This is a genomic window from Rhodoligotrophos sp. CJ14 (assembly GCF_038811545.1).
Lineage (GTDB): Bacteria > Pseudomonadota > Alphaproteobacteria > Rhizobiales > Im1 > Rhodoligotrophos > Rhodoligotrophos ferricapiens.
The window spans coordinates 2,137,790-2,161,774 of sequence record NZ_CP133319.1; the positions used below are offsets into that span (position 1 = coordinate 2,137,790).

At 60.9% G+C, this 23,985-nt stretch carries 23 protein-coding genes; 11 read left to right on the forward strand and 12 right to left on the reverse strand.

The features are described 5' to 3' along the window. Position 1: 1 nt before the first annotated feature. A complete protein-coding gene (locus RCF49_RS09945; RefSeq protein ID WP_342643870.1) occupies positions 2 to 1,174 on the reverse strand; it encodes a M24 family metallopeptidase in 1,173 nt (390 codons plus the stop codon). A 226-nt stretch (positions 1,175 to 1,400) separates the two neighbouring features. Here RCF49_RS09945 and RCF49_RS09950 point away from each other — a divergent pair, with 226 nt between their 5' ends. The 6 genes from RCF49_RS09950 (at position 1,401) to RCF49_RS09975 (ending at position 6,961) form a co-directional block, all read left to right on the forward strand. After that, entirely contained in the window at positions 1,401 to 1,808 is a 408-nt protein-coding gene (locus RCF49_RS09950; protein ID WP_342643871.1) for a cupin domain-containing protein, read from the forward strand. 52 nt (positions 1,809 to 1,860) lie between these two features. Continuing rightward, the gene (locus tag RCF49_RS09955; protein WP_342643872.1) at positions 1,861 to 2,685 is read left to right on the forward strand and encodes an ABC transporter substrate-binding protein; all 825 of its coding nucleotides are present in this window, start codon (positions 1,861 to 1,863) and stop codon (positions 2,683 to 2,685) included. Between the two features lie 91 nt (positions 2,686 to 2,776). Further along, positions 2,777 to 3,550, forward strand: coding sequence for an amino acid ABC transporter permease (locus tag RCF49_RS09960; protein WP_342643873.1), 774 nt, complete (start codon positions 2,777 to 2,779; stop codon positions 3,548 to 3,550). 3 nt (positions 3,551 to 3,553) lie between these two features. Continuing rightward, the gene (locus RCF49_RS09965; protein WP_342643874.1) at positions 3,554 to 4,336 is read left to right on the forward strand and encodes an amino acid ABC transporter ATP-binding protein; all 783 of its coding nucleotides are present in this window, start codon (positions 3,554 to 3,556) and stop codon (positions 4,334 to 4,336) included. Continuing rightward, complete coding sequence (locus RCF49_RS09970; protein WP_342644169.1) at positions 4,336 to 5,970, forward strand: gamma-glutamyltransferase family protein; 1,635 nt, start codon at positions 4,336 to 4,338, stop codon at positions 5,968 to 5,970. Before RCF49_RS09965 ends, RCF49_RS09970 begins: the two co-directional genes overlap by 1 nt. 22 nt (positions 5,971 to 5,992) lie before the next feature. Beyond that, positions 5,993 to 6,961 carry a LysR substrate-binding domain-containing protein gene (locus tag RCF49_RS09975; protein ID WP_342643875.1) on the forward strand — a complete coding sequence of 323 codons (969 nt, stop codon included), beginning with the start codon at positions 5,993 to 5,995 and terminating at the stop codon, positions 6,959 to 6,961. A 17-nt stretch (positions 6,962 to 6,978) separates the two neighbouring features. On the opposite strand, the gene RCF49_RS09980 is transcribed toward RCF49_RS09975, so the two are convergent. The 3 genes from RCF49_RS09980 to RCF49_RS09990 all read right to left on the reverse strand — a co-directional run bounded on the left by RCF49_RS09980 (position 6,979) and on the right by RCF49_RS09990 (position 9,538). Next, positions 6,979 to 7,752, reverse strand: coding sequence for a GntR family transcriptional regulator (locus RCF49_RS09980; protein ID WP_342643876.1), 774 nt, complete (start codon positions 7,750 to 7,752; stop codon positions 6,979 to 6,981). Between the two features lie 261 nt (positions 7,753 to 8,013). Continuing rightward, positions 8,014 to 8,868, reverse strand: a complete 855-nt coding sequence (locus RCF49_RS09985) for a sulfite exporter TauE/SafE family protein (RefSeq protein ID WP_342643877.1) — start codon at positions 8,866 to 8,868, stop codon at positions 8,014 to 8,016. A gap of 196 nt (positions 8,869 to 9,064) precedes the next feature. Then, positions 9,065 to 9,538 carry an Lrp/AsnC family transcriptional regulator gene (locus tag RCF49_RS09990; protein WP_342644170.1) on the reverse strand — a complete coding sequence of 158 codons (474 nt, stop codon included), beginning with the start codon at positions 9,536 to 9,538 and terminating at the stop codon, positions 9,065 to 9,067. A gap of 130 nt (positions 9,539 to 9,668) precedes the next feature. On the opposite strand from RCF49_RS09990, the gene ald reads away from it, so the two are divergent. Next, positions 9,669 to 10,784, forward strand: coding sequence for an alanine dehydrogenase (gene ald, locus RCF49_RS09995; RefSeq protein WP_342643878.1), 1,116 nt, complete (start codon positions 9,669 to 9,671; stop codon positions 10,782 to 10,784). 89 nt (positions 10,785 to 10,873) lie between these two features. Here the strand turns inward: ald and RCF49_RS10000 are convergent, their stop codons facing one another. The 8 genes from RCF49_RS10000 to RCF49_RS10035 form a co-directional block, all read right to left on the reverse strand. Then, on the reverse strand, positions 10,874 to 12,256 hold the full coding sequence (locus RCF49_RS10000) for an aspartate aminotransferase family protein (protein WP_342643879.1): 1,383 nt from the start codon (positions 12,254 to 12,256) through the stop codon (positions 10,874 to 10,876). A gap of 76 nt (positions 12,257 to 12,332) precedes the next feature. Further along, the gene (locus tag RCF49_RS10005) at positions 12,333 to 13,142 is read right to left on the reverse strand and encodes an ABC transporter ATP-binding protein (protein WP_342643880.1); all 810 of its coding nucleotides are present in this window, start codon (positions 13,140 to 13,142) and stop codon (positions 12,333 to 12,335) included. Then, on the reverse strand, positions 13,135 to 13,860 hold the full coding sequence (locus RCF49_RS10010) for an ABC transporter permease (protein WP_342643881.1): 726 nt from the start codon (positions 13,858 to 13,860) through the stop codon (positions 13,135 to 13,137). Before RCF49_RS10010 ends, RCF49_RS10005 begins: the two co-directional genes overlap by 8 nt. Then, positions 13,860 to 14,582: an ABC transporter permease gene (locus tag RCF49_RS10015; protein ID WP_342643882.1), complete on the reverse strand. Its 723-nt coding sequence runs from the start codon at positions 14,580 to 14,582 to the stop codon at positions 13,860 to 13,862. Before RCF49_RS10015 ends, RCF49_RS10010 begins: the two co-directional genes overlap by 1 nt. Positions 14,583 to 14,719: 137 nt before the next feature. After that, positions 14,720 to 15,568, reverse strand: coding sequence for a transporter substrate-binding domain-containing protein (locus RCF49_RS10020; protein ID WP_342644171.1), 849 nt, complete (start codon positions 15,566 to 15,568; stop codon positions 14,720 to 14,722). A 114-nt stretch (positions 15,569 to 15,682) separates the two neighbouring features. Beyond that, positions 15,683 to 16,753 (reverse strand): agmatinase, encoded by a 1,071-nt coding sequence (speB, locus tag RCF49_RS10025; RefSeq protein WP_342643883.1) that lies wholly within the window; start codon positions 16,751 to 16,753, stop codon positions 15,683 to 15,685. A gap of 47 nt (positions 16,754 to 16,800) precedes the next feature. Beyond that, complete coding sequence (ggt, locus tag RCF49_RS10030) at positions 16,801 to 18,393, reverse strand: gamma-glutamyltransferase (protein ID WP_342643884.1); 1,593 nt, start codon at positions 18,391 to 18,393, stop codon at positions 16,801 to 16,803. A gap of 405 nt (positions 18,394 to 18,798) precedes the next feature. After that, positions 18,799 to 19,872: an SDR family oxidoreductase gene (locus RCF49_RS10035; protein ID WP_342643885.1), complete on the reverse strand. Its 1,074-nt coding sequence runs from the start codon at positions 19,870 to 19,872 to the stop codon at positions 18,799 to 18,801. Between the two features lie 305 nt (positions 19,873 to 20,177). Here RCF49_RS10035 and RCF49_RS10040 point away from each other — a divergent pair, with 305 nt between their 5' ends. The 4 genes from RCF49_RS10040 (at position 20,178) to RCF49_RS10055 (ending at position 23,959) form a co-directional block, all read left to right on the forward strand. After that, positions 20,178 to 21,347 (forward strand): thiolase C-terminal domain-containing protein, encoded by a 1,170-nt coding sequence (locus RCF49_RS10040; protein WP_342643886.1) that lies wholly within the window; start codon positions 20,178 to 20,180, stop codon positions 21,345 to 21,347. Positions 21,348 to 21,350: 3 nt separating this feature from the next. Continuing rightward, complete coding sequence (locus RCF49_RS10045) at positions 21,351 to 21,791, forward strand: Zn-ribbon domain-containing OB-fold protein (protein WP_342643887.1); 441 nt, start codon at positions 21,351 to 21,353, stop codon at positions 21,789 to 21,791. 71 nt (positions 21,792 to 21,862) lie between these two features. Beyond that, positions 21,863 to 23,071, forward strand: a complete 1,209-nt coding sequence (locus RCF49_RS10050; RefSeq protein ID WP_342643888.1) for an ABC transporter substrate-binding protein — start codon at positions 21,863 to 21,865, stop codon at positions 23,069 to 23,071. A 153-nt stretch (positions 23,072 to 23,224) separates the two neighbouring features. Further along, the gene (locus RCF49_RS10055; RefSeq protein ID WP_342643889.1) at positions 23,225 to 23,959 is read left to right on the forward strand and encodes a FadR/GntR family transcriptional regulator; all 735 of its coding nucleotides are present in this window, start codon (positions 23,225 to 23,227) and stop codon (positions 23,957 to 23,959) included. Positions 23,960 to 23,985: the final 26 nt, after the last annotated feature.

Below are 23,985 nucleotides of genomic sequence, written 5' to 3' on the forward strand. Positions count from 1 at the left end.
CTTACGCCTTATATGTCAGCTCGCGCGGATAATCCGCAAAGCACTCGGCTCCATTCTCGGTGACGGCGAAGCTCTCCGAGATCACCAGGCCATAGTGTTCCATCCAAATGGCCGGGATGCAATGGAACGTCATGTTCGGCTCGAGCACCGTCCGGTCGCCAGCTCTGAGGCTCGCCGTGAGCTCACCCCAGGTGGGAGGATATCCGATGCCCACGGGATAGCCGATGCGGCTGTCCTTCTCGATGCCATGGCGCGAGATCACCGCCTTCCATGCGGCAGCAAGCTCCTCGCAAGCGACCCCCGGCTTGACCTTGTCGAGCACCGCCTGCAGGCCTTCGGCGATGACCTTTGCCACATCCTGCATCTCCTGCGTCGGCCTTCCCAGATAGATGCAACGCGACAAGGGCGAGTGATAGCGATGCCGGATACCGCCAAGCTCGATATAGAAGATCTCGCCCTCGACCAGCGGCGCATCCGTCCAGGAAAGATGGGGGGCTGCGCAATATTCGCCCACCATGGCGTTGGGCGGCTTACAGGGGAAGGTGCCACCGAATTCCGGCAAGCCGGCGGTGGTGACGCGATAAACCTCGGCCATCACGTCGCATTGTCGGACGCCCGGTTCGGCCTTGTCATAGGCCGCCTGTTGCGCGGCCGCGGCGATCTTGCCGGCCTGTCTCATGAACTCGAGCTCGCGCTCGGACTTCACCATGCGACACCAATTGACCAGCAGGAACGCGTCAAGGAAGCGTGCATTGGGCAAATCGCGCTTCAGAATCGCATCCCACTTGGCCGTGTAATAGTAATCGTCGGTCTCGACCCCGATCGTGCCCTTGTCCCAGCCGCGGCGCTTGAGCTCTTCCGCAACGAACTCGATCGGATGGCGCTCAGTCGAGGCGACGTAAGTGTCCGGATACGGAACGACGTTTTCTTCCGCCAGGAAGGCCGTGAACTTTGCGCCCACCGCATCCATCTTCCGGCCGATCCAGACCGGCTCTTCCTGGCGAAGGCTCACGGCCACCATCTGCGGTGTGTAGAACGACCAGCCGTCATAGCCGGTCAGCCAGAACTGATTGGCCGGTGACGCGACAAGCAGCAGGTCGATGCCGCGCTTGCTCATCTCCGCCTTGGCACGCGCAATGCGCGCGAGAAACTCGCTGCGTTCGAACAGGATCATGTTTTGACCTCTCACCCGGCCTTATCGGCTTTTGCGCAGCAGCATCACGCCTGCGGAATGAGAAGTCTAATGATATGTATGCCCGAACCCTATAACTCGCAGGTTATGCCTGGACGCGAGCCCTGCGATTTACTGCAGCTAATCCCGCGCGTCATAATTCCTAAATTGCGCACCCGGCCTCTTCCTGGCGACTTTGTACGGCACCAAGCAAGAGGCCGCGCAGCGAATGCAACCCAATGAAATCAAGCCGTCTGACCCCCGCCAATCCGCCGAGGCATCGGATATCGGCACTATTGTGAAGCTCGGCAGCGCAGGGATCAGCGCCTATGTGCCGCCTCTGTCGGACTATCAGAATGTGTCCGAGACCTGGCAAGAAGCGGAATATCGCTGCTACGAAACGGAAGGGCGAAAGGTCACGATCGGCTACTGGACAGGCGAACCGGGCCAGATATCGCTTGATCCTTGGCCTTACACGGAGGTCTGTTCGATTGTCACGGGACGCGTGGCACTGCGCGATCAGCGCGGCAAGGAAATCGTCTTTGGCGCCGGCGAGGGCTTCCTCGTGCCCAAGGGATGGGCAGGCGCGTGGATTACGCTTGAACCATCGAGCAAATTCTTCGTGATGATCACATAACCAAAAGCCGGCACGTCACCATGGCGAACGCCAGTCACTGAGGGGAACTGACATGAATATCTCAAAGAACGCGATGGGGGCATCTATCGCACTCGGCATGCTTCTGCTTGGCCTTATGTCTGCAGCACGGGCCGAGGACATAGCCGTGCCTGAGAAGCTGAAGAGCGCGGGAAAGATCGTCTATTGCACCGATGTCGGCTTTCCGCCCTGGGAAATGCTGGATCCGGCGACGCAGCAGCCCACCGGTTTCGACATCGATCTCGGCGCGGCGGTCGCGAAGGCCATGGGCCTCAAGAGTGAGCACAAGAATATCGGCTTCGACGGGCTGATCCCGGCGCTGCAGGCGGGTCAATGCGATGCGATCATTTCAGGCTTCTATGACAAGCCGGAGCGGCGTCAGGTCGTGGATTTTGCCAATTATGCCAAGACGGGTAGTTCTCTGATCTTCAAGGCCGACAGCCCCGTCACCGTGAACACGCTAGCCGATATGTCCGGCAAGAAGGTCGCGGTTGGTGTCGGCACCGCCGGCGAAGGCACTCTGGCCGAAACGAACGAGGCCCTGAAACAGGCCGGCAAGCCCGAAATCACCGTGGTTGCGGTGCCAACCAGTGCTGAGGCGTTCCAGCAACTGGTGGCGGGCCTCGTCGATGCCTATCTCGGCTCCACCGATCAGGCCGCTTATTACAACAAGCAGAAGCCGGGCAGCGTGAAGCTTGGCGGCGAGCCTTTGATCAGCTTCCCGACGGGCATCGCGACCCTCCATAAGGACAAGGACCTGCACCAGGCCTTCGAAGCGGCCCTCAAGCAGATCCGCGCCAATGGCGATTACGATAAGGTTGTGAAGGCGTGGGATTTCGAGGCGTTGGCCCTGCGCTGATGTCCCATGATGACCCGTTGTCAATCAACGGGGCATCTCCACGAAATCGCATAGTTCGGCGCTGCGGCGGCAGCGCCCTTTGGGCGGACTGATGGGAAATCTGAATATCGACGCTGCATTCTTCTTGCAGTACCTGTTCAATCCCCCGGCAATCTTCTGGTGGGGATTGTGGATCACCATCTGGGTGTCCTTCGTCTCCATGGTGCTCGGGATTTGCGTGGGCTTCGGCGTGGCGCTCGCCCGCATGTCGAAATACCGTTGGCTGCGCGAATGGGCGCGCTTTTACGTGTGGTTCTGGCGCGGCACGCCTTTGCTGGTGCAGCTCGTGCTGATCTATACTGGCATTGCCGCATCCGGCATCTACATGTATCCCGATCTCGTGATCGGCCCGGTGAAGATCTCGGGCGCGGTGCAGGCGGCCATCATCGCGCTGAGCCTCAACGAGGGTGCATACATGGCCGAGATTTTCCGCGCCGCACTGTCCGCCATCGACAAGGGCCAGCACGATGCGGCCCGTGCCATCGGCATGCGTCCCGCAGCCGCCATGCGCTGGATCATCCTTCCGCAAGCGGCGCGCATCGTGCTGCCACCCCTTGGCAACGAGATCACGCTGATGATCAAGAGTACCTCGCTTCTCGCTGTCATTGGCATTCGCGAGATGTTCGGAACGCTCCAGTCCCTGAATGCCGCGACTTTCCGTACCTTCGAGCTCTTCACCATCGCGGCCATCTGGTATCTCCTCCTGACCTCCCTCGTGGCCCTCGGCCAGCGTGCCATCGAAGCGCGACTGTCTCGGCATGAATGGCCGCTGGCGAGCACGCCCGACATCGACAAGAAGCGCTCGCTTTTCGGGCTGCGGAGATAAGTGATGGCTCCCCTTGAGAAGAATGCCGATGCGCTCGTGCAGGTCATCGACGTGTATAAGGCTTATGGCTCTATCGAAGTGCTGAAAGGCATCTCCATGCAGGTTACCGCCGGCGAGGTCGTATGCCTCATCGGACCATCGGGTTCAGGCAAGACGACGCTCGTGCGCTGCATCAATCATCTGGAGACGATCGACTCCGGCCGCATCATTGTCGATGGAGAGATGATCGGCTACCGCATGAAGGGCGGCCGCTTGGTCGAGCAGAGCGGCAAGGTGATCGCCGCGCAGCGCGAAAAGATCGGCATGGTCTTCCAGCGCTTCAACCTCTTCCCTCATCTCACCGCCCTCGAGAATGTCACGATCGGTCCGATCAAGGTGCAGGGGCGCAACCCTGCGGAGGTCGAGGCTGAGGCGGCGAGCCTGCTGCGCAGCGTTGGCCTTCAGGACAAGATGCGCAATTATCCCGCGCAACTCTCCGGCGGACAGCAGCAGCGCGTCGCCATCGCAAGAGCACTCGCCATGAAGCCGACGGTGCTCTTGTTCGACGAGCCGACGAGCGCGCTGGATCCGGAAACCGTGGGCGAAGTCCTGGAGGTCATGAGGGCCGTGGCAGCAACGGGCATGACCATGATCGTAGTGACACACGAGATGGGTTTTGCGCGCGAGGTATCCGACCGCGTCGTCATGATGGATGGCGGCAAGATCATCGAGGAGGCCCCGGCGGCGGAATTCTTCGGTGCGCCAAGGAGCGAGCGGACCCGAGCCTTTCTGAGAGGCGTTTCGTGATGAAAATCGGTTGGCCCTGGCTTTCGCTGTTCGAGCCTCATCCGGACCTCGCGGCCTTCCGGCCCGTGATCGGCGAGAGCGGCATGGTATCTTCACCGCACGCGACCGCCTCCAGGATCGGGCTCGATATTCTGCGGCGTGGCGGCAATGCTGTGGACGCAGCGATCGCCACCAGCGCGGCCCTGATGGTGATCTGCCCGATGCAATGCGGCCCGGGCGGTGACGCCTTCTGGATGATTGCATCCCGTGACGGGCGTATTCACGCGCTCGATGCATCGGGCCGTGCCGCGATGGCGGCCAATGCCGACGACGTGCACGCTGCGGGCTTTAATGCGATCCCGATGCGATCTGGCTTCTCCGTCACCACCCCCGGGGCGGTCGATGGCTGGGCCAAGGCGCATGCGAAATTCGGCAGCCTTCCCCTCAGCGAGCTCCTCGAGCCCGCTGCGGCCCTTGCTGAGCACGGCTTTATCGCCAGCCGGCATGCGGTGGCGAGCTACCGGACAGCCGAGCCGGAATTGCGTGAGAAACAGGCTCTCGCCTGCCTCGGTGTCGAGGCAATGCCGAGCCTCTATGGCAAGGTCTGCCAGCCGGCCCTGGCAAGAACGTTGCGCGACATCGGGGCGAGCGCCGGACGCACCTTTTACGAAGGGCCGCTCGCCTCCGCGATCGCGCGCGCAGTGCGCCAATTCGGTGGCTGGCTGGATGAAGCCGATCTCGCGGCCTGCGCGGCGGAATGGGTCGAGCCGATCAGCGCTCCATTCCGTAAGCTGACTGTTTTCACGACCCCACCTTCGACGCAAGGGTTTGGGCTGCTTGCCGCTCTGTGCCGGATAGAGGCAGTCTCATCCGGGCCCCTCGACCGGCACGACCCGGCCGCCGTGCATCTGCTCATCGAGGCGACGGCGGCGGCTCTCGATCTCCGCGATCGCTATAATCAAGATCGCAAAGGTGTGCCTGCAGGTCTCCAGGCGCTCTGGGAGGAACCGGCCGCGAGCACTTTCGCGCAAACTTATGATCCCTCCGCAAGAAGCGCTCTCGCCGCACGGCCAAGCCATCGGGTAACCAAGGGAGACACGGCCCATCTCGCCGTTTGCGATGCCAATGGCATGTGTGTCTCGCTGATCCAGAGCCTGTTTTTTGATTTCGGCTCCTGCATTCCGGTGCAGGAAGGCGGCTTCACCCTGCAGAACCGGGGCGCCGCCTTCCATCTGAATCCGGAGGAGGCCGGCGCCCTCGCACCTGGCATCCGCCCGCCAAGCACATTGATGCCGAGCATCGCCACGATAGCCGGCACGCCGGTGCTCACATCCGGCTGCATGGGCGGCGATGGCCAGATTCAAACCCAACTGCAACTGCTCATCGATATCACCGATGGCGGGCTCGATCCGCAACAGGCGATCTCCCGTCCCCGCTGGTACCTTGATCGCAGCGGCGCTGACAGCTCCCTCGTCAAGGTTGAAGCGGGCGTGGAGCGGAGTATTGTCGAAGGCCTTCGCGCACGTGGGCACCTCGTCGAGGTTCTCGGGCCCAGCGAAGAGATCATGGGCCACGCGCAAGTCATTCAGCGTGTCGGCAGCGTTCTTGTGGGCGGCGCCGATCCGCGTTCAGACGGTCAGGTTGCTGCCTGTTGAAGCCGTAACGGGGAGGACTGCAATGTGCCGAAGACTGCTGCCGCTAAACGCCTTGCGAGCATTCGAGGTCGCAGCGCGGCATAAGAGCCTCGCTAAGGCGGCGGAGGAGCTGGCCGTAACCCCCGCGGCCGTGCACCATCAGGTGAAATGTCTGGAAGAGCTGCTCGGTGTCGACCTCTTCATCCGGAAGGGCAACAACCTCGAGCTCACCCGTGTGGCGGTCTCCGTGCTGCCGACCCTGGAGGGTGCGTTCGACCTTCTTTCGCTCGCCACCGAGAAAATGCGCCAGCACGCCAGCGAAGGCGTCTTGTCTCTCTGCACCCCGCCCTCCTTCGCTCAGAAATGGCTGGTTCCCCGGCTCGGCCGCTTCCGCGAGGACTTCGAGAATATCGAGCTGCGTGTTTCAACGGCCGTCGACTTCCCCGACCTCAACAACTCCGAGATCGATGTCGCGATCGGCTTCGGCCCGGAGCACCGGTTTCAGGCATCAGGCGTGATCGCCGAAATGCTGATGCGCGACGAGGTCTTTCCCGTGTGCAGCCCTGACTTCCTGCGAAAAAACGACCTGTCGACCGAAGCAGAATTGCTGCAGGCCAATCTGATCTACGATGACGGGCTGCGGTCCAGCCACATGATCGACTGGGCAACCTGGTTCTCCAGGATCGGCATCCATTTGAAAACGAGCCACGAGGGCATCAAGCTCGATTCGGTCGTGCTCGCGATTGACGCGGCGGCGGCCGGCCAGGGTGTCGCTCTGGCGCCCAGGAGCCTTGTCGAGCATGACCTGACGACCGGCCGGCTCATTCGCCTGTTCGAGCGCAGCGTGGCCCTAGATGGCGGCTATTTCGTCTCTCATCTCGAATTGATCTCCGATCGCCCGGTCGTGACGGCTTTCCTCGAATGGCTCTTTGCCGAGGCTCGTGTGAACCGCACTCTGCTCACGGAACGATTTGCTACCGGCCACCACGCCGCGGCCGCGCTCATCAACTGAGCGGAAACGAGGAGACCCTAAGACTCCGTCGGCAGGTCAGAGCGGCCCGATGGCGGCGCTGGTTGCTTAAAGAGATGCCGCCGGCCCTCGTAAATATCTTCAATTCGCGCCATGTTTCGCAATGAATCCCGGACGTGCTCCCGTGCCGCTTCGACGGCACGCGGAACATCCCGCGCCAGCACGGCGTCCACAATCGCGCGGTGCTGCGCGATGGCTTCGTCCCAGGATGAGGTGAGCCACAACACCTCCAGCCACAAAGCGGCTTGGAGCTGCTCGTAAAGTCGCCGGGTCATGTCCTGGATCACGCTGTTCTTTGTTGCGGCAGCGACCACCTCATGAACTTTCAGACCGAGCTCGAGCTTGCGGGTGATCTCCACCGGCTCGGCCTGATCTCGCCGTGCGAGCTCCTCGATATCCGCCATGACCGCCTTCAGCTGCTCGAAATCGTCCTCTGTCGCCATTCGACAGGCGATCTCGGCTGAATAGCCATCCAGTCCTTCGCGGGCGATCAACAGGTCCCGGATATTGCGCGGATCGAAATGGACGACCGAATAGCCACTATTCGACTTGCCAATGACAAGCCCCTCGGCTTCCAGCAACATGAGGGCCTCGCGCAATGGTGTTCGGCTGACCCCGATCATCTCGGACAGGCGTATCTCCGAGAGCCGTTCGCCGGGATTGAAGGCTGCTGAGAGGATCATGCCTTTCAACGTCTCATAGGCATGGCGGCGCAGGGCTCCTCCACCGGTATGCGGTGCCTTCCTTTTCGGCTGAGCGGCAGCTGTGTTCATATCAGCGGAATTCCCAGGGTGCGCGAGCCTGTGTTGGCCGCTCTAAAGCCAACCTTGCATGACGCATCGGCGCCCGCGAGAGAAACAATGAACGAAGATCATTCCCCATCAGTTGGCTGAGCCCCTCAGGGGAGAGCGAGGGTCATTTCCAGGTCCTTTGTAATTCTGGATTGTATGCAATAGTCCAGAGGTGTCTCCGCGTCAATTCGTGGAAAGGGCCCTTGGACCACCCGCAGCCCCTCCGTCCAGAGCCACGGTCGCTCAGACGAAGAAGCTCAGGGCGAACCGCACGCACACCACCAGCAGGAAGATACCGAAGGCGATCTCGAGCCGGCGCTTGGACAGCCGATGTGCCAGGCGGGCGCCGACGGGAGCCAGCCATGTGCTCGTCGGAATGAATAGCAACAGGCCGATCAGCGACACATAGCCCAGCGCCAACGGTGGCCGCAGGGCTGCGACATCGGCGTAATCCGCCATATGTGGCCAGCCCGCATAGATATAGCCGATCGTTCCGGGAATCGCGATGAGGACACCGAGACCCGAGGAGGTCGCCACGGCCTGATGGATCGGGCGATTGTAGAACGTCATGAACAGGTTCGACAGCTGACCGCCGCCAATCCCCATCAAGGCGGACAGCACTCCGATGATCCAGCCATAGACCACCATCATAAGCTTGCCCGGCATGTCCAAGCCGAGGCGCCAGCTGTCTCTCCCGAAGAGCAGTCGCACCGCGGACACCCCGGCCACTGCGACAAAAACGGCCTTGAAGAGGCCTGCCGGTGCGTATCGGGCGATCCCACTGCCCATCACGACGCCGATCACCACCGGGATCGCCCAGATTTTCAGGATGGATATATCGACGGCCCCCTTCGCCCGATGGGCATTGAAGGAGCGGATCGAGGTCGGAATGATCACCGCGAGCGATGTGCCGACGCAAAGCGGCATCCGGACCGCTTCCGGCACATCCAGGATGCGGAAGAGTTCATAGAGGATCGGTACCGCGACTGCGCCGCCGCCGACCCCGAACACACCGGCCAGCAGCCCCGTCGCCGCACCAGCTGCGAGCAGCGCGATCGTCAGCCAGACGAGTGTCTGGATTTCTACACCGAAAAGCATGAATCTTCCTCAACGCTTACTGGCATGTCGAGCTGAGCGCGAGACCGGGACGGGCGCGTTTTGCGGCTCGCTGGTTTGGTTTGGGGGTGAATTTCGGGGTTTAGGTTTAGGTCTCTGTCGTGTGCGTAATGATCGGTATAGCTGCCCGTGTCCAGACAGTCACCGTCTGCCGGCGGACGTGGTTTGCGCGACCATCCTATCGAAGGTCAAACAGGGAGGGTGGTACGGCTCGATTGACAACCTCTCGAATCGCGAAGCTCGATTGGATACGGGCCACCCTGGGAAGCCGCGATAGCTCCGTCTTGTGAATCCGCTCGAAGTCGCTGATGTCTCGGGCAACGACAGTGAGAAGATAATCGTCGCTTCCTGACATTAGGAAGCATCGAACGACAGAGGGACATTTGACGACGGCTGTTTCAAAGTTCTGCAGCGCTTCCTCGCTCTGACTCTCCAGCGATATTCTCACCAACACGGTGACCGAGAGGCCGAACCGGCGCAGGTCGAGATTGGCACCATAGCCCCGAACAAACCCATTTTCCTCCAGCGCCTTTTGCCGCCGCGCCACGGCCGTGCTCGAGAGGCCAACGCGCTCCGAAAGCTCGGTCTGGCTGACCCGGGCATTGGAGGCCAGCTGCGCCAAGATTGCGATATCGATGCGGTCGAGGTCCATGAGGTGATTTTCTGCGCGAGAGCCCAAAATTGCGCAGGTTATCTGCGTAGATGGCCCCAGTAACATGGACTTCGCCAGGATTTCAACCGCCTGTTTGGCTATTCTCATGGCATTCGATGGGAGGATACGCATGCGAGTTGGCGTTCCAAAAGAAATCAAGACACACGAATATCGGGTCGGGCTGACCCCGGGAGCGGTCCGGGAATATGTCGCGGCGGGCCATTCGGTTCTGATCGAGACCGGTGCCGGCGCCGGCATCGGCGCATCGGACGATGTCTATCGCAAGGCCGGCGCAACCATCGCTAACACGGCGGCAGATGTCTTCGCCCAGGCGGACATGATCGTGAAGGTGAAGGAGCCTCAGCCGAGCGAATGGGTCCAGCTGCGCGAAGGCCAGATCTTGTTCACCTACCTTCATTTGGCCCCCGATCCTGATCAGGCAAAGGGCCTGTTGGCATCCGGCTGCACCGCCGTCGCCTACGAGACAGTAACCGATGCCAGGGGTCAGCTCCCTCTTCTTGCACCCATGAGCGAGGTTGCGGGGCGTCTTTCGATCGAGGCGGCAGGCTCTGCTCTGAAGCGGCCGTCCGGTGGACGCGGATTGCTGCTTGGTGGCGTGCCGGGTGTGCGCCCCGCCCGCGTCGTTGTCATCGGTGGCGGGGTTGTCGGCACCCATGCGGCACGCATGGCTGCGGGCTTAGGCGCCGAGGTCACTGTTCTCGACCGTTCCATTCCGCGCCTCCGGGAGCTTGACGACCTGTTTGGCGGACGTGTGCGCACGCGCTACTCGACCCTTGAGACAATCGAGCAAGAGGCCTTCGCTGCCGATGTGGTGATCGGCGCGGTTCTCGTTCCCGGTGCGAGCGCGCCCAAGCTCATCACGCGAAACATGCTGGGCGGCATGCAGCGTGGAGCGGTCATGGTCGACGTCGCGATCGATCAGGGCGGCTGCTTCGAGACTTCCCGGGCAACGACCCATGCCGACCCGACCTATGAGGTCGATGGGATCGTGCATTATTGCGTGGCGAACATGCCGGGTGCGGTGCCCGTCACCTCAAGCGAGGCGCTCAACAACGCCACCTTGCCTTTCGGGCTGGAGCTTGCCCGATATGGTATCGAGGCTTTGGCGCGAAACCCCCACCTGCGCGCCGGCCTCAATGTTCATCGCGGGCAGGTGACGCATAAGGCGGTTGCGGAAAGCCTCGGGCTGCCTTTCGTGCCCGCGGAAAAGGCGATCGCGGCCTAACCTTTGCTCCCTGGTGCGGCAACGCTTCGCGTCCGCCGTCACCAGGGGCACCCGCGGCCTCAATCCTCGTCAGACAGCCTCGCTCAGCTCTATGCGGGGCATCCCGCTTCCACCCACCGGAGCGTGTCATCGAGCGCGAGCTTTGCCTTGTCCATCAGCTCGTTGATTTGAGCTTCCGTGATGATCAGCGGCGGGCAGAAGTTGAAATTGTCGCCGATGCTTCTCGTGATCACCCCATGCGCCTGGGCGCGCTTACCGGCATAGGCGGCAACCCCCACCGCCGGATCGAACGTCTCTTTCGAGGCCCTGTCCTTCACGAGTTCCATCGTCCCGACGAGGCCAACCCCGCGCGCCTCGCCGACCAGCGGATGCTCGCCAAGCTCTCGCAAGCGGTCCTGAAAGACAGGCGCGACGCGACGCACATGACCGAGAATATCCCGCTCCTCGTAGATCTTCAGCGTCTCCAGTGCGACCGCTGCGGCAACGGGATGGCCACTATAGGTGAAGCCATGGCCAAAGGTGCCGATCTTGCCGCTCTCATCGACGACCGCTTGATAGATCTTCTCGTTGATCATCAGCGCCGAAATCGGCTGATACGCGGCGGAGAGCTGCTTCGCCATGGTCATCATGTCGGGTTGAAGCCCAAAGGTCTCGCAGCCAAACATATTCCCTGTACGGCCGAACCCGCAGATCACCTCATCGGCGATCAGCAGGATATCGTGCTTGCGCAGCACCTTTTGGATCTTGTCGAAATAGCCCCGCGGCGGCACGATGCAGCCGCCCGAAACCATGACGGGCTCCGCGATGAACGCCCCGATCGTATCCGCCCCCTCGCGCTCGATCAGGTCCTCGAGCGATTGGGCACATCGCGTCGCAAAATCGTCCTCCGTCTCCCCCAACTTGCCGAAGCGGTAATATCCCGGACAATCCGTATGAAGAACCTGTGGGATGGGCAGGTCGAAGTCCCGGTGATTGTTCGGCAGGCCCGTCAAGCTCGCCGATGCGATGGTGACCCCGTGATAGGCCTTCATCCGTGAGATGATTTTCTTCTTGGCCGGCTTTCCCAACGCATTGTGGTAGTACCAGACCAGCTTCATGGCCGTGTCATTGGCCTCGGATCCGGAATTCGCGAAGAAGACTTTCGACATCGGCACGGGCGCCAGCGCGAGCAGCCTCTCGGCCAACTCGACCACCGGCTCGTTCGATTTGTGACCGAACGTATGATAGAAGGGCAGCGTCCGCATCTGCCGGGCGGCGGCCTCCACCAAACGCTCTTCACTGAAGCCCAGCGACGCGCAGAAGAGCCCTGCAAGCGCCTCGATGTAACGGTTTCCATCGTCATCAAAGACATAGATCCCCTCGCCTCGCGTAATGACGAGCGGCCCTTCCTTTTGGTGCACCTGCGCATTGGTATAGGGGTGCAGGACGTGAGCGATGTCGCGCGCACGAATGGAGTTCGGATGATCGTTCATGATTGGTCCTGTGTTTGGATATTCTCGAGCGAGCGGGCTCACGCATTGCAGAGCCCCCGCGTTTGCACCGCCCCGACTAACGATGGCTTGAGATGAACTGCTGGAAGCGCTCCGATTTCGGTGAACCGAAGACCTCGGCCGGAGAGCCTTCCTCCTCGACCACGCCCTTGTGCAGGAACACGACTCGGTTCGACACGTCGCGGGCAAAGCCCATTTCATGGGTGACGACGAGCATCGTGCGGCCTTCCTCGGCAAGCGACCGCATGACCCGCAGCACCTCTCCGACAAGCTCCGGGTCGAGCGCCGAGGTGGGCTCGTCGAACAGCATCACATCGGGATGCATGGCCAGCGCGCGGGCAATCGCCGCCCGCTGCTGCTGGCCGCCCGACAAATGCGAAGGATATTGATCGCGCTTTTCCGCAATCCCGACTTTCGCAAGCAGGGCCTCGGCCTCGGCGATACATTCCGCCCGCGGACGCTTCTGCACATGGATAGGCGCCTCGATCACATTCTCCAGGATCGTCATGTGCGACCAGAGATTGAAGCTCTGGAAGACCATCGCGACCCGTGAGCGGATACGGTCCACCTGCCTCTGATCTGCCGGCTGCACCCCGCGCTTGCCCTGTCTCAGCCCGATCATTTCCCCCTTGATGCGGATCTCTCCGGAATCGGGCACTTCCAGCAAATTGATACAGCGCAGCATGGTGGACTTCCCCGAGCCCGAAGCGCCCAGGATGGAAATGACATCGCCCTCCATCGCCTCCAGCGAGATGCCCTTGAGAACCTCGAGCTGGCCGAAGCTCTTGCGCAACCTTTTGATCGACACCGCCGGCACGGCTTGGGACGGCGCCTGTTCAGGCGCCAGTGAGGCAGGGGCATTAGACATGGGCAGCCTCCAGGCGCGGCGTCACGGCGGGAGGACGGCGCAGATGCGGCGAGAGCCACCACTCGATGGCCATGATGATGCGCGTGATGATGAAATTGATCGCAAGATAGATCAGGCCCGCGACCACGAAGATTTCGATTACGCGAAAGCTTTGCGAGATGAGTTTGGCGGCGATGCCGGTCACTTCCATCATGGTGATGACCGAGGCGAGGGAGGTGGCTTTCACCATGAGGATGATCTCGCTGCCATAGGCGGGAAGCGCTTGGCGGACGGCAGTGGGAAAGATGATGCGCCGGAAAAGCAGGAAGCCGGACATGCCACAGGCGCGCGCCGCCTCGACCTCGTTCCGAGGAACCGCCTGCAGGCCGCCGCGAATGATCTCGCTCGAATAGGCGGCCGTGTTCAACATGAGGGCGCAGACCGCGCACCAATAGGCTTCACGGAAGAACCCCCAGAGACCGATCGAATCCAAAACCGAGCGAAACTGACCGAGCCCGTAATAGATGAGGAAGATCTGAACCAGCAGGGGCGTGCCGCGAAACACGAAGACATAGGCCCGCGCCGGCCAGTCGAGGATCTTCAAACCCGACAGGCGCATTAGCGCAAGGATCAGGGCGAAGGCGCTGCCAAGCGCCAGCGAGACGAAGGCGAGATTCAGCGTCAGCGGCACACCGCTGAGCAGGCTCACGAAGGTCTCCCCCATGAAGGCAAAATCCATCAGGAAGTCCTCCGCAAGCCGCGCATGGAATAGCGCTCGGCGCGCTGGAACAGATAGGTCGATGCCCAGGTCACGGCCAGATAGAGGATCGCCGCCGTGATATAGAAATCGAACGGACGGCGGGTCGAGCCGGCGGCGATATAGGACTGGCGCAACAGCTCGACCAGGCCGGTCACCGAGATCAGCGCCGATTCCTTGAGCACCAGCTGCCAGGTATTGCCAAGGCCGGGAATGGCGAAACGCAAGACCTGCGGGATGATGATGCGGCGGAACATGAGCCAGCGATGCATGCCCACCGAGCGCGCCGCCTCGAGCTCGCCCCGACTGACGACCTGATAAGCGCCGCGAAACACTTCCGCCTGATAGGCCCCCGAGATCACCCCAATCGCCAGAGCGCCGGTCACGAAGGCCGGAACCCCGACGAACCCCTCGCCGCCGAACAGCCGCCCGATCGCGCTCAAGCCGGCACTGCCGCCGAAATAGAAGAGATAGATGACGAGCAGATCGGGAATGCCCCGCAGCACCGTCGTGTAGCCGTCAGCAAGCCACCTGACGGCGAGAGTGCCGGCGATCTTGCCCCAAGCCACGATCGTGCCGATCACCGAGCCCACGAGAAAGCCGCAAACCGCCACGGCGATCGTCATGCAGGTCGCAAGGAGAAGGGCCGATCCCCACCCGTTCGGGCCGAAACCGACGAGCTCGAAATAGCTCAGTTGCTGCACACTGTTCTGCCCGTCCTGTTGTCGCTTATTTTCACCGGCGCCAGACCGAATGCATCGGCATCATCGCAGAATAACCATACATCAGCCCGATGGTCGGTCGCCATGCGATCGGAACGCTAACGATCGCGAAAATTGGGTCAAGACCGGGGAGTTACGTCCGTCTTGAACCACTTCTCGGAGAGCGCTTTGACCGTTCCATCTTTCATTGCCGCGCTGATCGCGTCGTTGAACATCTGCTTGAGTTTTGCGTCCTCCTTTCGGAGGCCGACTGCAATACCCTGCCCGAAAACATCACCGGTGAAGCTTGGACCAACGATCGCGAACGTGTCGTATCCGGGCTTTTGCAGGGTAGAGTTCAATGAGGTCGTCTGAGCAACGATCGCATCGAGCCGGCCCGCCTGCAAATCCAGATCGTGCTGTTCCGTCGTCTTATACTCGCGCACCTCGATATCGCCTTTGAAATACTTGTCGAGGAACGCCGCATTCGAGGTAGAACCCTGCACACCAATCGTTTTGCCTTTGAGAGCTTCCCTCAAACCATCGATGGCCTGCTTTGCCTTGTCCGGATCCTTATTGATATCGATGACCTCGCCTCCACCGGGCAGGTTCGCCAGCGGACCCGACTTGTCCACCATGATGCCGGCCAGAGTAGAAGCATAGGGCTGGCTGAAATCCATGACCTCGCGGCGTTTATCCGTCGCGATCATCGAGGCCACGATCGCATCGAACTTATGCGCGTTCAGCGACGGAATAAGGCCGTCCCAGTCCTGCGCCACGATCTCGCAGCTCACCTTCATGCGCTTGCAGAGATCATTGGCAAGATCGATTTCGAAACCTTCGAGCTTCCCGCCCGGACCGCTGAAGTTCCAGGGCTCATAAGCCCCTTCGGTCGCGATGGTTATCTTGGATGGTGCTGTTTGGGCTTGCGCGAGGCCAATCGAAAGCCCCATGGCGGAAAGCACGGCAAGTGCGCGAAGAATCTTCATTGTCGCTCCCTCTCGATCACTATTTAGATCGTTACCTCGTGTTCTTGCTTGTCTCCACGAGCCCCGGCGCAAAGCTCTTTGGGCTGGTATCGTTGGCAACTGATCGGCTGATGATCAGGAACGGCCTGCCGCTCGGTCCCGTCTCGACGTAACCGTTCGCGTGGCGAGGCAGAGAAGCTCGAACAGCATCTGTGCCCCTGCCTGTGCGGTGATCGAGTTGGCGTCATATTGTGGCGCCACCTCCACCACGTCTCCGCCCACGATATTGAGGCCGATCAACCCGCGCAGCAGCCGCAGGGCCTCGCTCGTCGTAAGCCCTCCAACCTCTGGGGTTCCGGTTCCCGGCGCGAAAGCCGGATCCAAACTGTCAATGTCGAAGGAAATATAGGTCGGGCCATCCCCTGCCACCGCTCTGGCGCGCTTGATCACGGCATCAAGCCCGAGTTCACCCACCTCTTCGGCGTGAATGACGGTCATGCCGGACTCGAACGAGAACTCCCACAGATATTCGGAGCTTCCCCGTATCCCGATTTGAATGGTGCGCTCCGGGTCGAGCACCCCATCGAGCACCGCTTGCCGGAACGGTCCACCATGATGGAACTTACAGCCCTCGAACGACCCGCTCGTGTCGCAATGCGCGTCGATATGGATCATCCCGACCGGCCTGTCTCTGCCTATTGCACGCAGAATTGGCAGGCTCACGGAATGGTCGCCGCCCACCGAGAGCGGCACGACGCCAGCCTCAACCGCTCGGCGGATGAATGCCTCGATATTCTCATGACAAGCGGCCAGGTCGTATCGGCTGCTCAGGGGAACATCCCCGATATCCGCAATCCTGCATTCCCCGCTCGGCACCATGCGCAGCACATGCTCATAAGGGCCGATCCTCTCCACGGTCCTGAGCGCGCGCGGGCCAAACCGGGCACCGGACCGATTTGTCACACCGAGATCCATGGGGATACCGAGAAGCGCGATATCGAGCCCGCCGAAGTCCGGCAGGTCCGCGGCATCCGGCCGGTAAGGCGCTTTCAGGAGCGTGGGAATGCCCGCATATGGTGCAGGACGCCGGTCGCCGTCCTTGAACACCAGATCAGCGACCCGCTTGAATTCTGGATCGAAAATGTCGCTTCCCGCAGCGCGCCCATATTTCTCACGCAGCCTGCTTAGCTTGTCTCGATCAACCATCCTGAACCGCTCCCCCAGCTAAGCCGCCTTGCCAAATGTCCCGCGCCTCACCAGCCCAGAGCACACCCGTCCTTACGGTGGTCGGAACCGCCATAGAGAGCGCCGGTGTCCCAGTCGATCCAAATGCCTTGTGCGCCGCCGATCGCCCATGAGGGTGAAACGAGCTTGAAGCCGCGTCGCTCGAGTTCCATGCGCGTCTCCTGCGGCATGGTCCCTTCCACCTCGACTTCATTAGTGCCGGGCTTCGGAAACAAACGAGGCAAGCCAATGGCCGTTTGGAGATCAAGGCCAAAATCAATGACCTTTGTGAGCAGATGAGCATGGCCCATCGCCTGATAATGTCCTCCCATCACGCCGAAGGGCATCTGGACCTTTCCGTCACGCACCAGCATGCCCGGAATGATCGTGTGAAGCGGCCGCTTTCTGGGCGCGATCGCGTTGGGATGGCCCTGTTCCAGAACGAAGCTCTGCCCGCGATTGTGCAGGAGGACACCGCTCTTCGGCGAAACCAGCCCGCTTCCATAGGGATGAAAGAGCGAGTTGATGAAGCTGACCGCGTTGCGCTCCTTATCGACGACGGTGATATAAACCGTGTCCCGGTGGTTCGGCGGCATATAGGCGGGCGGGGCTTCCATGGCCCGCTTCAGGTCGATTCGGCTGCGCAGCTCTTGGGCAAGCTGCTCGGACAATAGCCACTCAACGGGAACATCGACCTGCGTAGGATCCGCCAGCACTGCGTCCCGGATTGAATAAGCCAGACGGGTCGCCTCGATCTCCACATGCAGACGATCGGCGGACAAGGGATCTCCCTTCGCCTCGAAACCTGCGAGAATGTTGAGGATCATCAGGGCGATGACACCCTGCCCGCTCGGCGGGCACTCGAACACTTCATAGTCGCGGAAGGACGTCTTGATCGGGTTGACGTAATCACCCTTGGCGGACTTGAAGTCCTCGAGCGTATGGAGGCCGCCTGAGGCCTGCAGGCACTCGACGATGTCAGCCGCCACCGGGCCGCCATAGAAGGCTTCGGGCCCATGCTCGGCAATGAGTGCAAGAGTGCTGGCGAGCTCGGGTTGATAATGCACCGTGCCCGCCATCGGCACCCGACCGTCCGGCAAGAAGGTCCGCGCCACGTCCTTGTTTCCGCGGAGCAGTGCTTCCTGATTGGCCCAGTCGGCCGCCACCCGCGGAGCTATGACATAGCCGTCCCGCGCCAGCGCGATCGCCGGCTGGAGCAGCTCGCCGAAATCCCTCGTCCCATGATCTCTGACCAGGGTCGCCCATGCATCCACCGCGCCCGGAATGGTCACCGCATGCGGGGACTGCCGCGGAATTGCGGTATAGCCTTGCGCTCTGTACCACTCGGCCGTCGCGGCCACCGGCGCGCGGCCCGCCCCGTTATAGGCAATAATCTTGGCGCTTCCGCCCCTGGAGAGCAGAGCAAAGCAGTCGCCACCGATCCCCGTGGAGCCCGGCTCGACGACACACTGCACGGCACAGGCGGCAACTGCTGCATCGATCGCGTTTCCGCCCCGCTGAAGAACGTTTACGGCCGCCAGCGTTGCCGCTGGATGTGATGTCGCCGCCATGCCGGTCCGCGACATGACGAGCGACCGCCCCGGGATTTCGAAGTCTCTCATCAAGCAAGTGCTTCCAGATTAGCTGACGATTTCGGGCTCTGCTGGGGCCGTGTGCAGGCCGCTATGAGCCGGCGTCCGCGGAACGAACGCCGGTTGATCGCGCCATCTGGACAGGAGCCCAGGACACACGACAAAGGTTGCGCGCTGTTTCCGCGTATGTGGCCTCACTCCCCAGTGGAAATGGCGCTCTCTCACTCCCCGGCCCTTATTGTCCTTATTGCGCGGGATCATGATCCCGGAGCCAAGTTGCATACAATCTGTTATGCGAACGCGGAGACTGTCAAGCCCAAAGACAATGCGATGCCAGCCCCACCCGTTCGGGGTGAGACTAGCCTGTCGCGGCCCGGTTTCGTGATTCAAAGAAAGCGAAAACGCTATGTGGTGAGTGTGATGTCTCGCGCGAAGTTAACGCGGCAAGACCCGGCGACGCTGGAGCTCTTGCAAGAGATCGAGGAACATCTCCTCTGTGTCCACACAGTCGTGAAAGCCCGCCTTCCGGATCTTGATCGTGCTCACGTGGTGAGGATTCGGGCGCTGACCATAGCCCAACAGGAAGTCGGCAAACTGCCAGTTCGGCACGACATAGCGGTAAGCATTTGGCTCAAGCCCATGACGGGCGACGATGCGGTCCCAAATCGGCTCATTCTGAGGCATGATCCGCGCGAGGGAGAATGGATTGGCCGGCCCGTGCTCCATATGGAAAAGGGCGGCGATCCGGGGCCACAGATTCTGCCAGATATAGATATCGCCATTGGCGATATTGAATGTCTCGTTGGCGGCAGCCGGAGACCCAGCGGCCCATTCTAGGCCGCGTGCAATGAGGCGGGCGTCCGTCGCCTCGCCGATTTTCTCCGGCCCTCCCGGGAAACGCAGCGGCATTCCCAGTTCACGGGAGATGGCGGCAAAGGTGCCAATCGCACTTACGATATTCAGCGGGCTGCCCAGTGCCAGACCGCAGACAATCTGCGGGCGGAAGATCGTCCAGTTCCACCCTTTGCCCACCTGTTCTTCCGCCAGCCAGTCCATCTGATCGTAGTAGAAGTTCGGGGGCATATAACGGGGATCGCTCTCACGTGCCGGCATGCGGAATGGGCCGAGATGCGCACCGTAAGCTTTCGTCCCTTGCATAAGGCTGATGTGGCGAAGCTTCGGTGAACGGGCTTGGACGGTCCGCACCACATTCTGCAGCATCGCCAAGTTGGTCTGCGCATGATCCTGCTCGGCCCAGCCTTTGGTCACGTCCGGCTTCTCATAAACCGCCGCATAGGCGATATGGGTGATGTCCCGGACCTCCCCCAACCTGGACTGAACCTCCTCGGCATTCCGCAGATCCGCTGACACCCAAGATGCGCGTGTCTCGAAATCCGGAGCGCGCCGGGATAACCCGATCACCTCCCATCCGCTCAATTGTTCGAAATGCTCGAGCGCGGCTCGGCCGACGGTGCCCAATGCGCCGACGATGAGCATCTTGTTTGGCATGTTTTCGGGTCCTGACTTTTCAATTGGCACGGTTTGATCACATGACCGATGGGCAACGCATGTGCTGGGTCATCTACACGCCTCGCAGACACCGATCTCTGTCACGTTGTCCGACAGAGCCGCCACTCATTCGCTTTAGGCCTTGCTTGGGTTCCAATTCTTAGCCTATGGTGCTGCCGACGCAGAGGGTCCAACTGTCGGACAACGCACTATCCGAGCATCGATCATCAGATGTCAATCCTTTCCCTGACTTTCCGGCGTAACCGCCCGCACCTGCCATCCGATCTAAATCCCAGGTCACTTTGATGTCGGCATTGAGGAACGCAACCGCGATCGTTGGGCTTGGCGCGACACCCTATTACAAACGGGGCGCTTCGCTGCCACAAACGCTGCCCGAGCTCGTATGCAAGGCAATCATCGCGGCGGTAGACGATGCAGGACTTCAGCTCTCCGATGTTGATGGCTTTGCCTATTACTCCGGCGGGTTCGATACGCCCTATCTCACCGAGACCTTGGGCATCCCGGAAATCCGCTATTCAGCTATGCTGACCGGGAGTGGCGGGGGCTCCGCTGGGGCTGTGGGCCTCGCAGCCTCAGCAATCGTCAGCGGAATGGCCGAAACCGTTGTGGTGGTGGGCGGCACCCAGATGGCCGAACAGCGTTTCGGCGCCCTGCTCCAGGCTTACCCCAATACTCCCGAGAATGCGTTTTTCTCGTCCTCAGGGCTGATCGGACCGGGGCACATGTTCGCGTTGCTGGCGCGGCGCCATATGCATCGCTACGGCACGACGCGCGATCATTTCGCTGAAGTCGCACTCTCAACCCGAGCGAATGCTGTACGCAATCCCAATGCCGTCATGCGCAAGCCCATGAGTTGCGAGGATTATTTCAACGCGCCGATGATCGCGGACCCCCTGTGTCTCTTCGATTTCTGCCTCGAATCCGATGGCGCAATAGCCGTTGTCGTCACCAGCGCAGAGCGGGCACGGGATTTGCGGCAACGACCGGTTCGGATCCTGGGCTGCACCCATGGTGGCGAGCGCGATTGGGGACGTGCCGTCTATTGGATGAACATGCCCGACGATCACTTCGCATCCTCCGGCCACAGCGCAGTTGCCCGTCGCCTTTATGAGCAGGCCGGCGTTGGTCCGGACGATATCGACTGTGCGCAGATATACGATCATTTCAGTCCGATGGTGATTGCCCAGCTTGAGGATTACGGCTTCTGCGCCAGGGGCGAGGGAGGGCCGTTCGTCGCCAGTGGCGCGATTCGGTTTGAGGGCGGGTCGCTGCCCGTCAATACTGACGGGGGCCAGCTCTCGGCCGGTTATATCTGGGGCATGTCGCATGTGCGCGAGGCAGTCGAGCAGCTTCGCGGCACAGCGGTGAACCAGGTCGCCGGCGCGGAACTCGTGTTGGTGACGGGCGGCCCATCATCCCTACCGGTCTCCGGTCTTATTCTGGGAAGGGACTAACCCATGTCGTCGGACATAGCAAAGGCGCCGCCATCGGGTCTCTTCCAGCTGACAACCGACCAGTGGACCAAACCCTTTTGGCAAGCAGCCGCCCAGCATCGCCTCGTTGCTCCGCGGTGTCGCAACTGCGCCACGTTCCGGATGCCGCCCACCCCCTTCTGCCCTCATTGTCTTTCTCAGGACCTCGATTGGCCTGAGCTGTCAGGCACGGGCGTGATCTACAGCTACTCGGTCGTGTCGCGGGCGATCGTTCCGGAGATGGCAGATAGCATTCCCTACGTCCCTGCCCTCGTCGAATTTCCGGAGGCCGATGGCATCCGCCTCATCACAAATATTGTCGATGTGCCCATCGAGAAGATCCGCATAGGCCAGGAAGTTCATCTCGTGTGGCACAGAGTTGCCGAAGATGTCGTGATCCCCTTGTTTTCGTTCGGCGCGGAATAACAAGACACAACAGCGCCGGCCGAAAGCTGCTTCAGACCAGGTGAAAGCTAAAGAATACGGGAGGAGAGTAGATGTTCCGAGCACTGCGTATCCTGGCGGCTAGCCTGCCACTTCTTATCCCGACGGCGATTGCCGCTCAGGAAGTCTCCAACGAGGTGGTCAAGATCGGCATCCTGACCGATATGACCGGGCCGTTTGCCGATTTCGCCGGACAAGGCTCGGTCGCTGCCGCCGAGCTCGCAATCGAAGATTTCGGCGGATCAGTGCTGGACAAGCCGGTCGAGCTTATCTCGGCAAGTCACGACCTGAAGCCGGATATTGCCTCGGCGAAGGCCCGAGAATGGTTCGACGTCGACAATGTCGATATGATCAACGACATCACTGGCTCCTCAATCGCGCTGGCTGTGTCCAAACTCGCGCACGAGAGAGACAAGATAGCCATTGTCAACAGCGCAGCTGTGACCGCGCTGACCAACGAGCAGTGCACACCCAATACAGTGCACTATGCCTATGATATCTATGCAATTGCCAGCACAACGACCCGGTCGATCGTGCGAAATGTTGGGAAGAACTGGTTCTTCCTCACACAGGATACGATCGGGGGGAAGGCGCTGGAGGACACGATGACCACCTTCCTTCTCGAGAATGGTGGCGAGAAGGTGGGCACGGCAAGACATCCGCTCAACGCGCAGGACTACTCTTCCTTCTTGCTGCAGGCACAGAATTCCAAGGCTGACGTTATCGCGCTTGCCAATTCCGGCACGGAATTCATCAATGCCGTGAAAGGTGCGAGCGAGTTCGGACTGGTTCAGGCGGGGCAAAAGCTGGCGGGCACCACCGTGTTCATCACCGATATTCATGCGCTGGGGCTGGACGCGGCGCAGGGCACCTTGGCGGCAACCGCATTCTACTGGGATATGGACGATGCGACGCGGGCTTTTGCCAAGCGCTTTTATGAACGCATGAACAAGATGCCCACCATGGCGCAAGCCGGCGTCTACTCGTCAACCAAGCTTTACCTCGAAGCCGTCAAAGCAGCCGGCACTGATCAAGCCGATGCCGTCATGGCCAAGATGCGCGAGATTCCGGTCAACGACATCTTCAAGAATGGCCACCTGCGTGAGAATGGCAGCTTCGCGCACGATATGTATCTTGTTCAGGTAAAGGCGCCGAGTGAGTCGAGCGGTCCCTGGGATTATTACAAGGTGCTGGAGACAGTGCCTGCCGATGAGGCTTATCAGCCGCTGGAGAAGAGCAGCTGCCCGCTGATCAAGAAATAGCCAGGCGCGACCGTGGCACTGCGCCGCCAGTCCATCCGCAAATCGGTGGAGATGGAGGTTGGCGGCGCAAAGCTTTTGCGCATAAACATGCGACTTCCAGCTTGGAGGCGATAGGTGCCGTCGGATCCTAAAAAATTCCCTCGTGTGGAAGTCGTGCCCGCTTATCGTGTGGTTTTCGACACTATAGAGCGGCTGATCATGGACGGCCGCCTGAAACCCGGGGACGTCCTGCCCACGGAAAGTGAACTGGCCGAGCAGTTCAATATCAACCGCTCCACTTTACGTGAAGGGATCAGGCTGCTCGAGCAGAACGGCCTTGTCGAGCGCGGCGGCGCCAAACGGCTCACGGTCGCCGTGCCGCAGATCCTCGATCTTGCCACCCGCATCAGCCGGGCCCTCCTGCTCCACGACGTCACCTTTCTCGAGCTTTGGGAAACCTACATGACGCTCGAGCCGGCCGCAGCACGTCTGGCCGCCAAGAAAATCAGCGATGAGACGATCGAGGTGCTGGAGCAGAATCTTGCAAAGATGTCCAGCAGCTACACCGATCTCGATGAATTCATCGATCTCGACTGGCAATTCCATAATCTGATTGCCTCTGCAGCTGGAAACCGCTCGCTTGAACTGGCGAGACAGCCGATTTCAATGCTGATGATGCCCTCCGCCCGCGTGATCCTGCCAAAGTTGAAGACCTACAACAGGGTCGTCGAGGCGCATCGCCATATCCTCGATGCCCTCAAGGCGCGCGATGAGGACAAGGCCGAAGAGTGGATGCGGCGCCATACGGCAGATTTCGAGCGCGGATACAAACGCATGGGTTTGAGCCCCAGCGGCCGTCTGGTTGAGGAGCAGCAGACATCGAGGCCGCTCACCAAGAAGCGAGCCTGATCGACCAAGCCCCGTGACCGCTGACG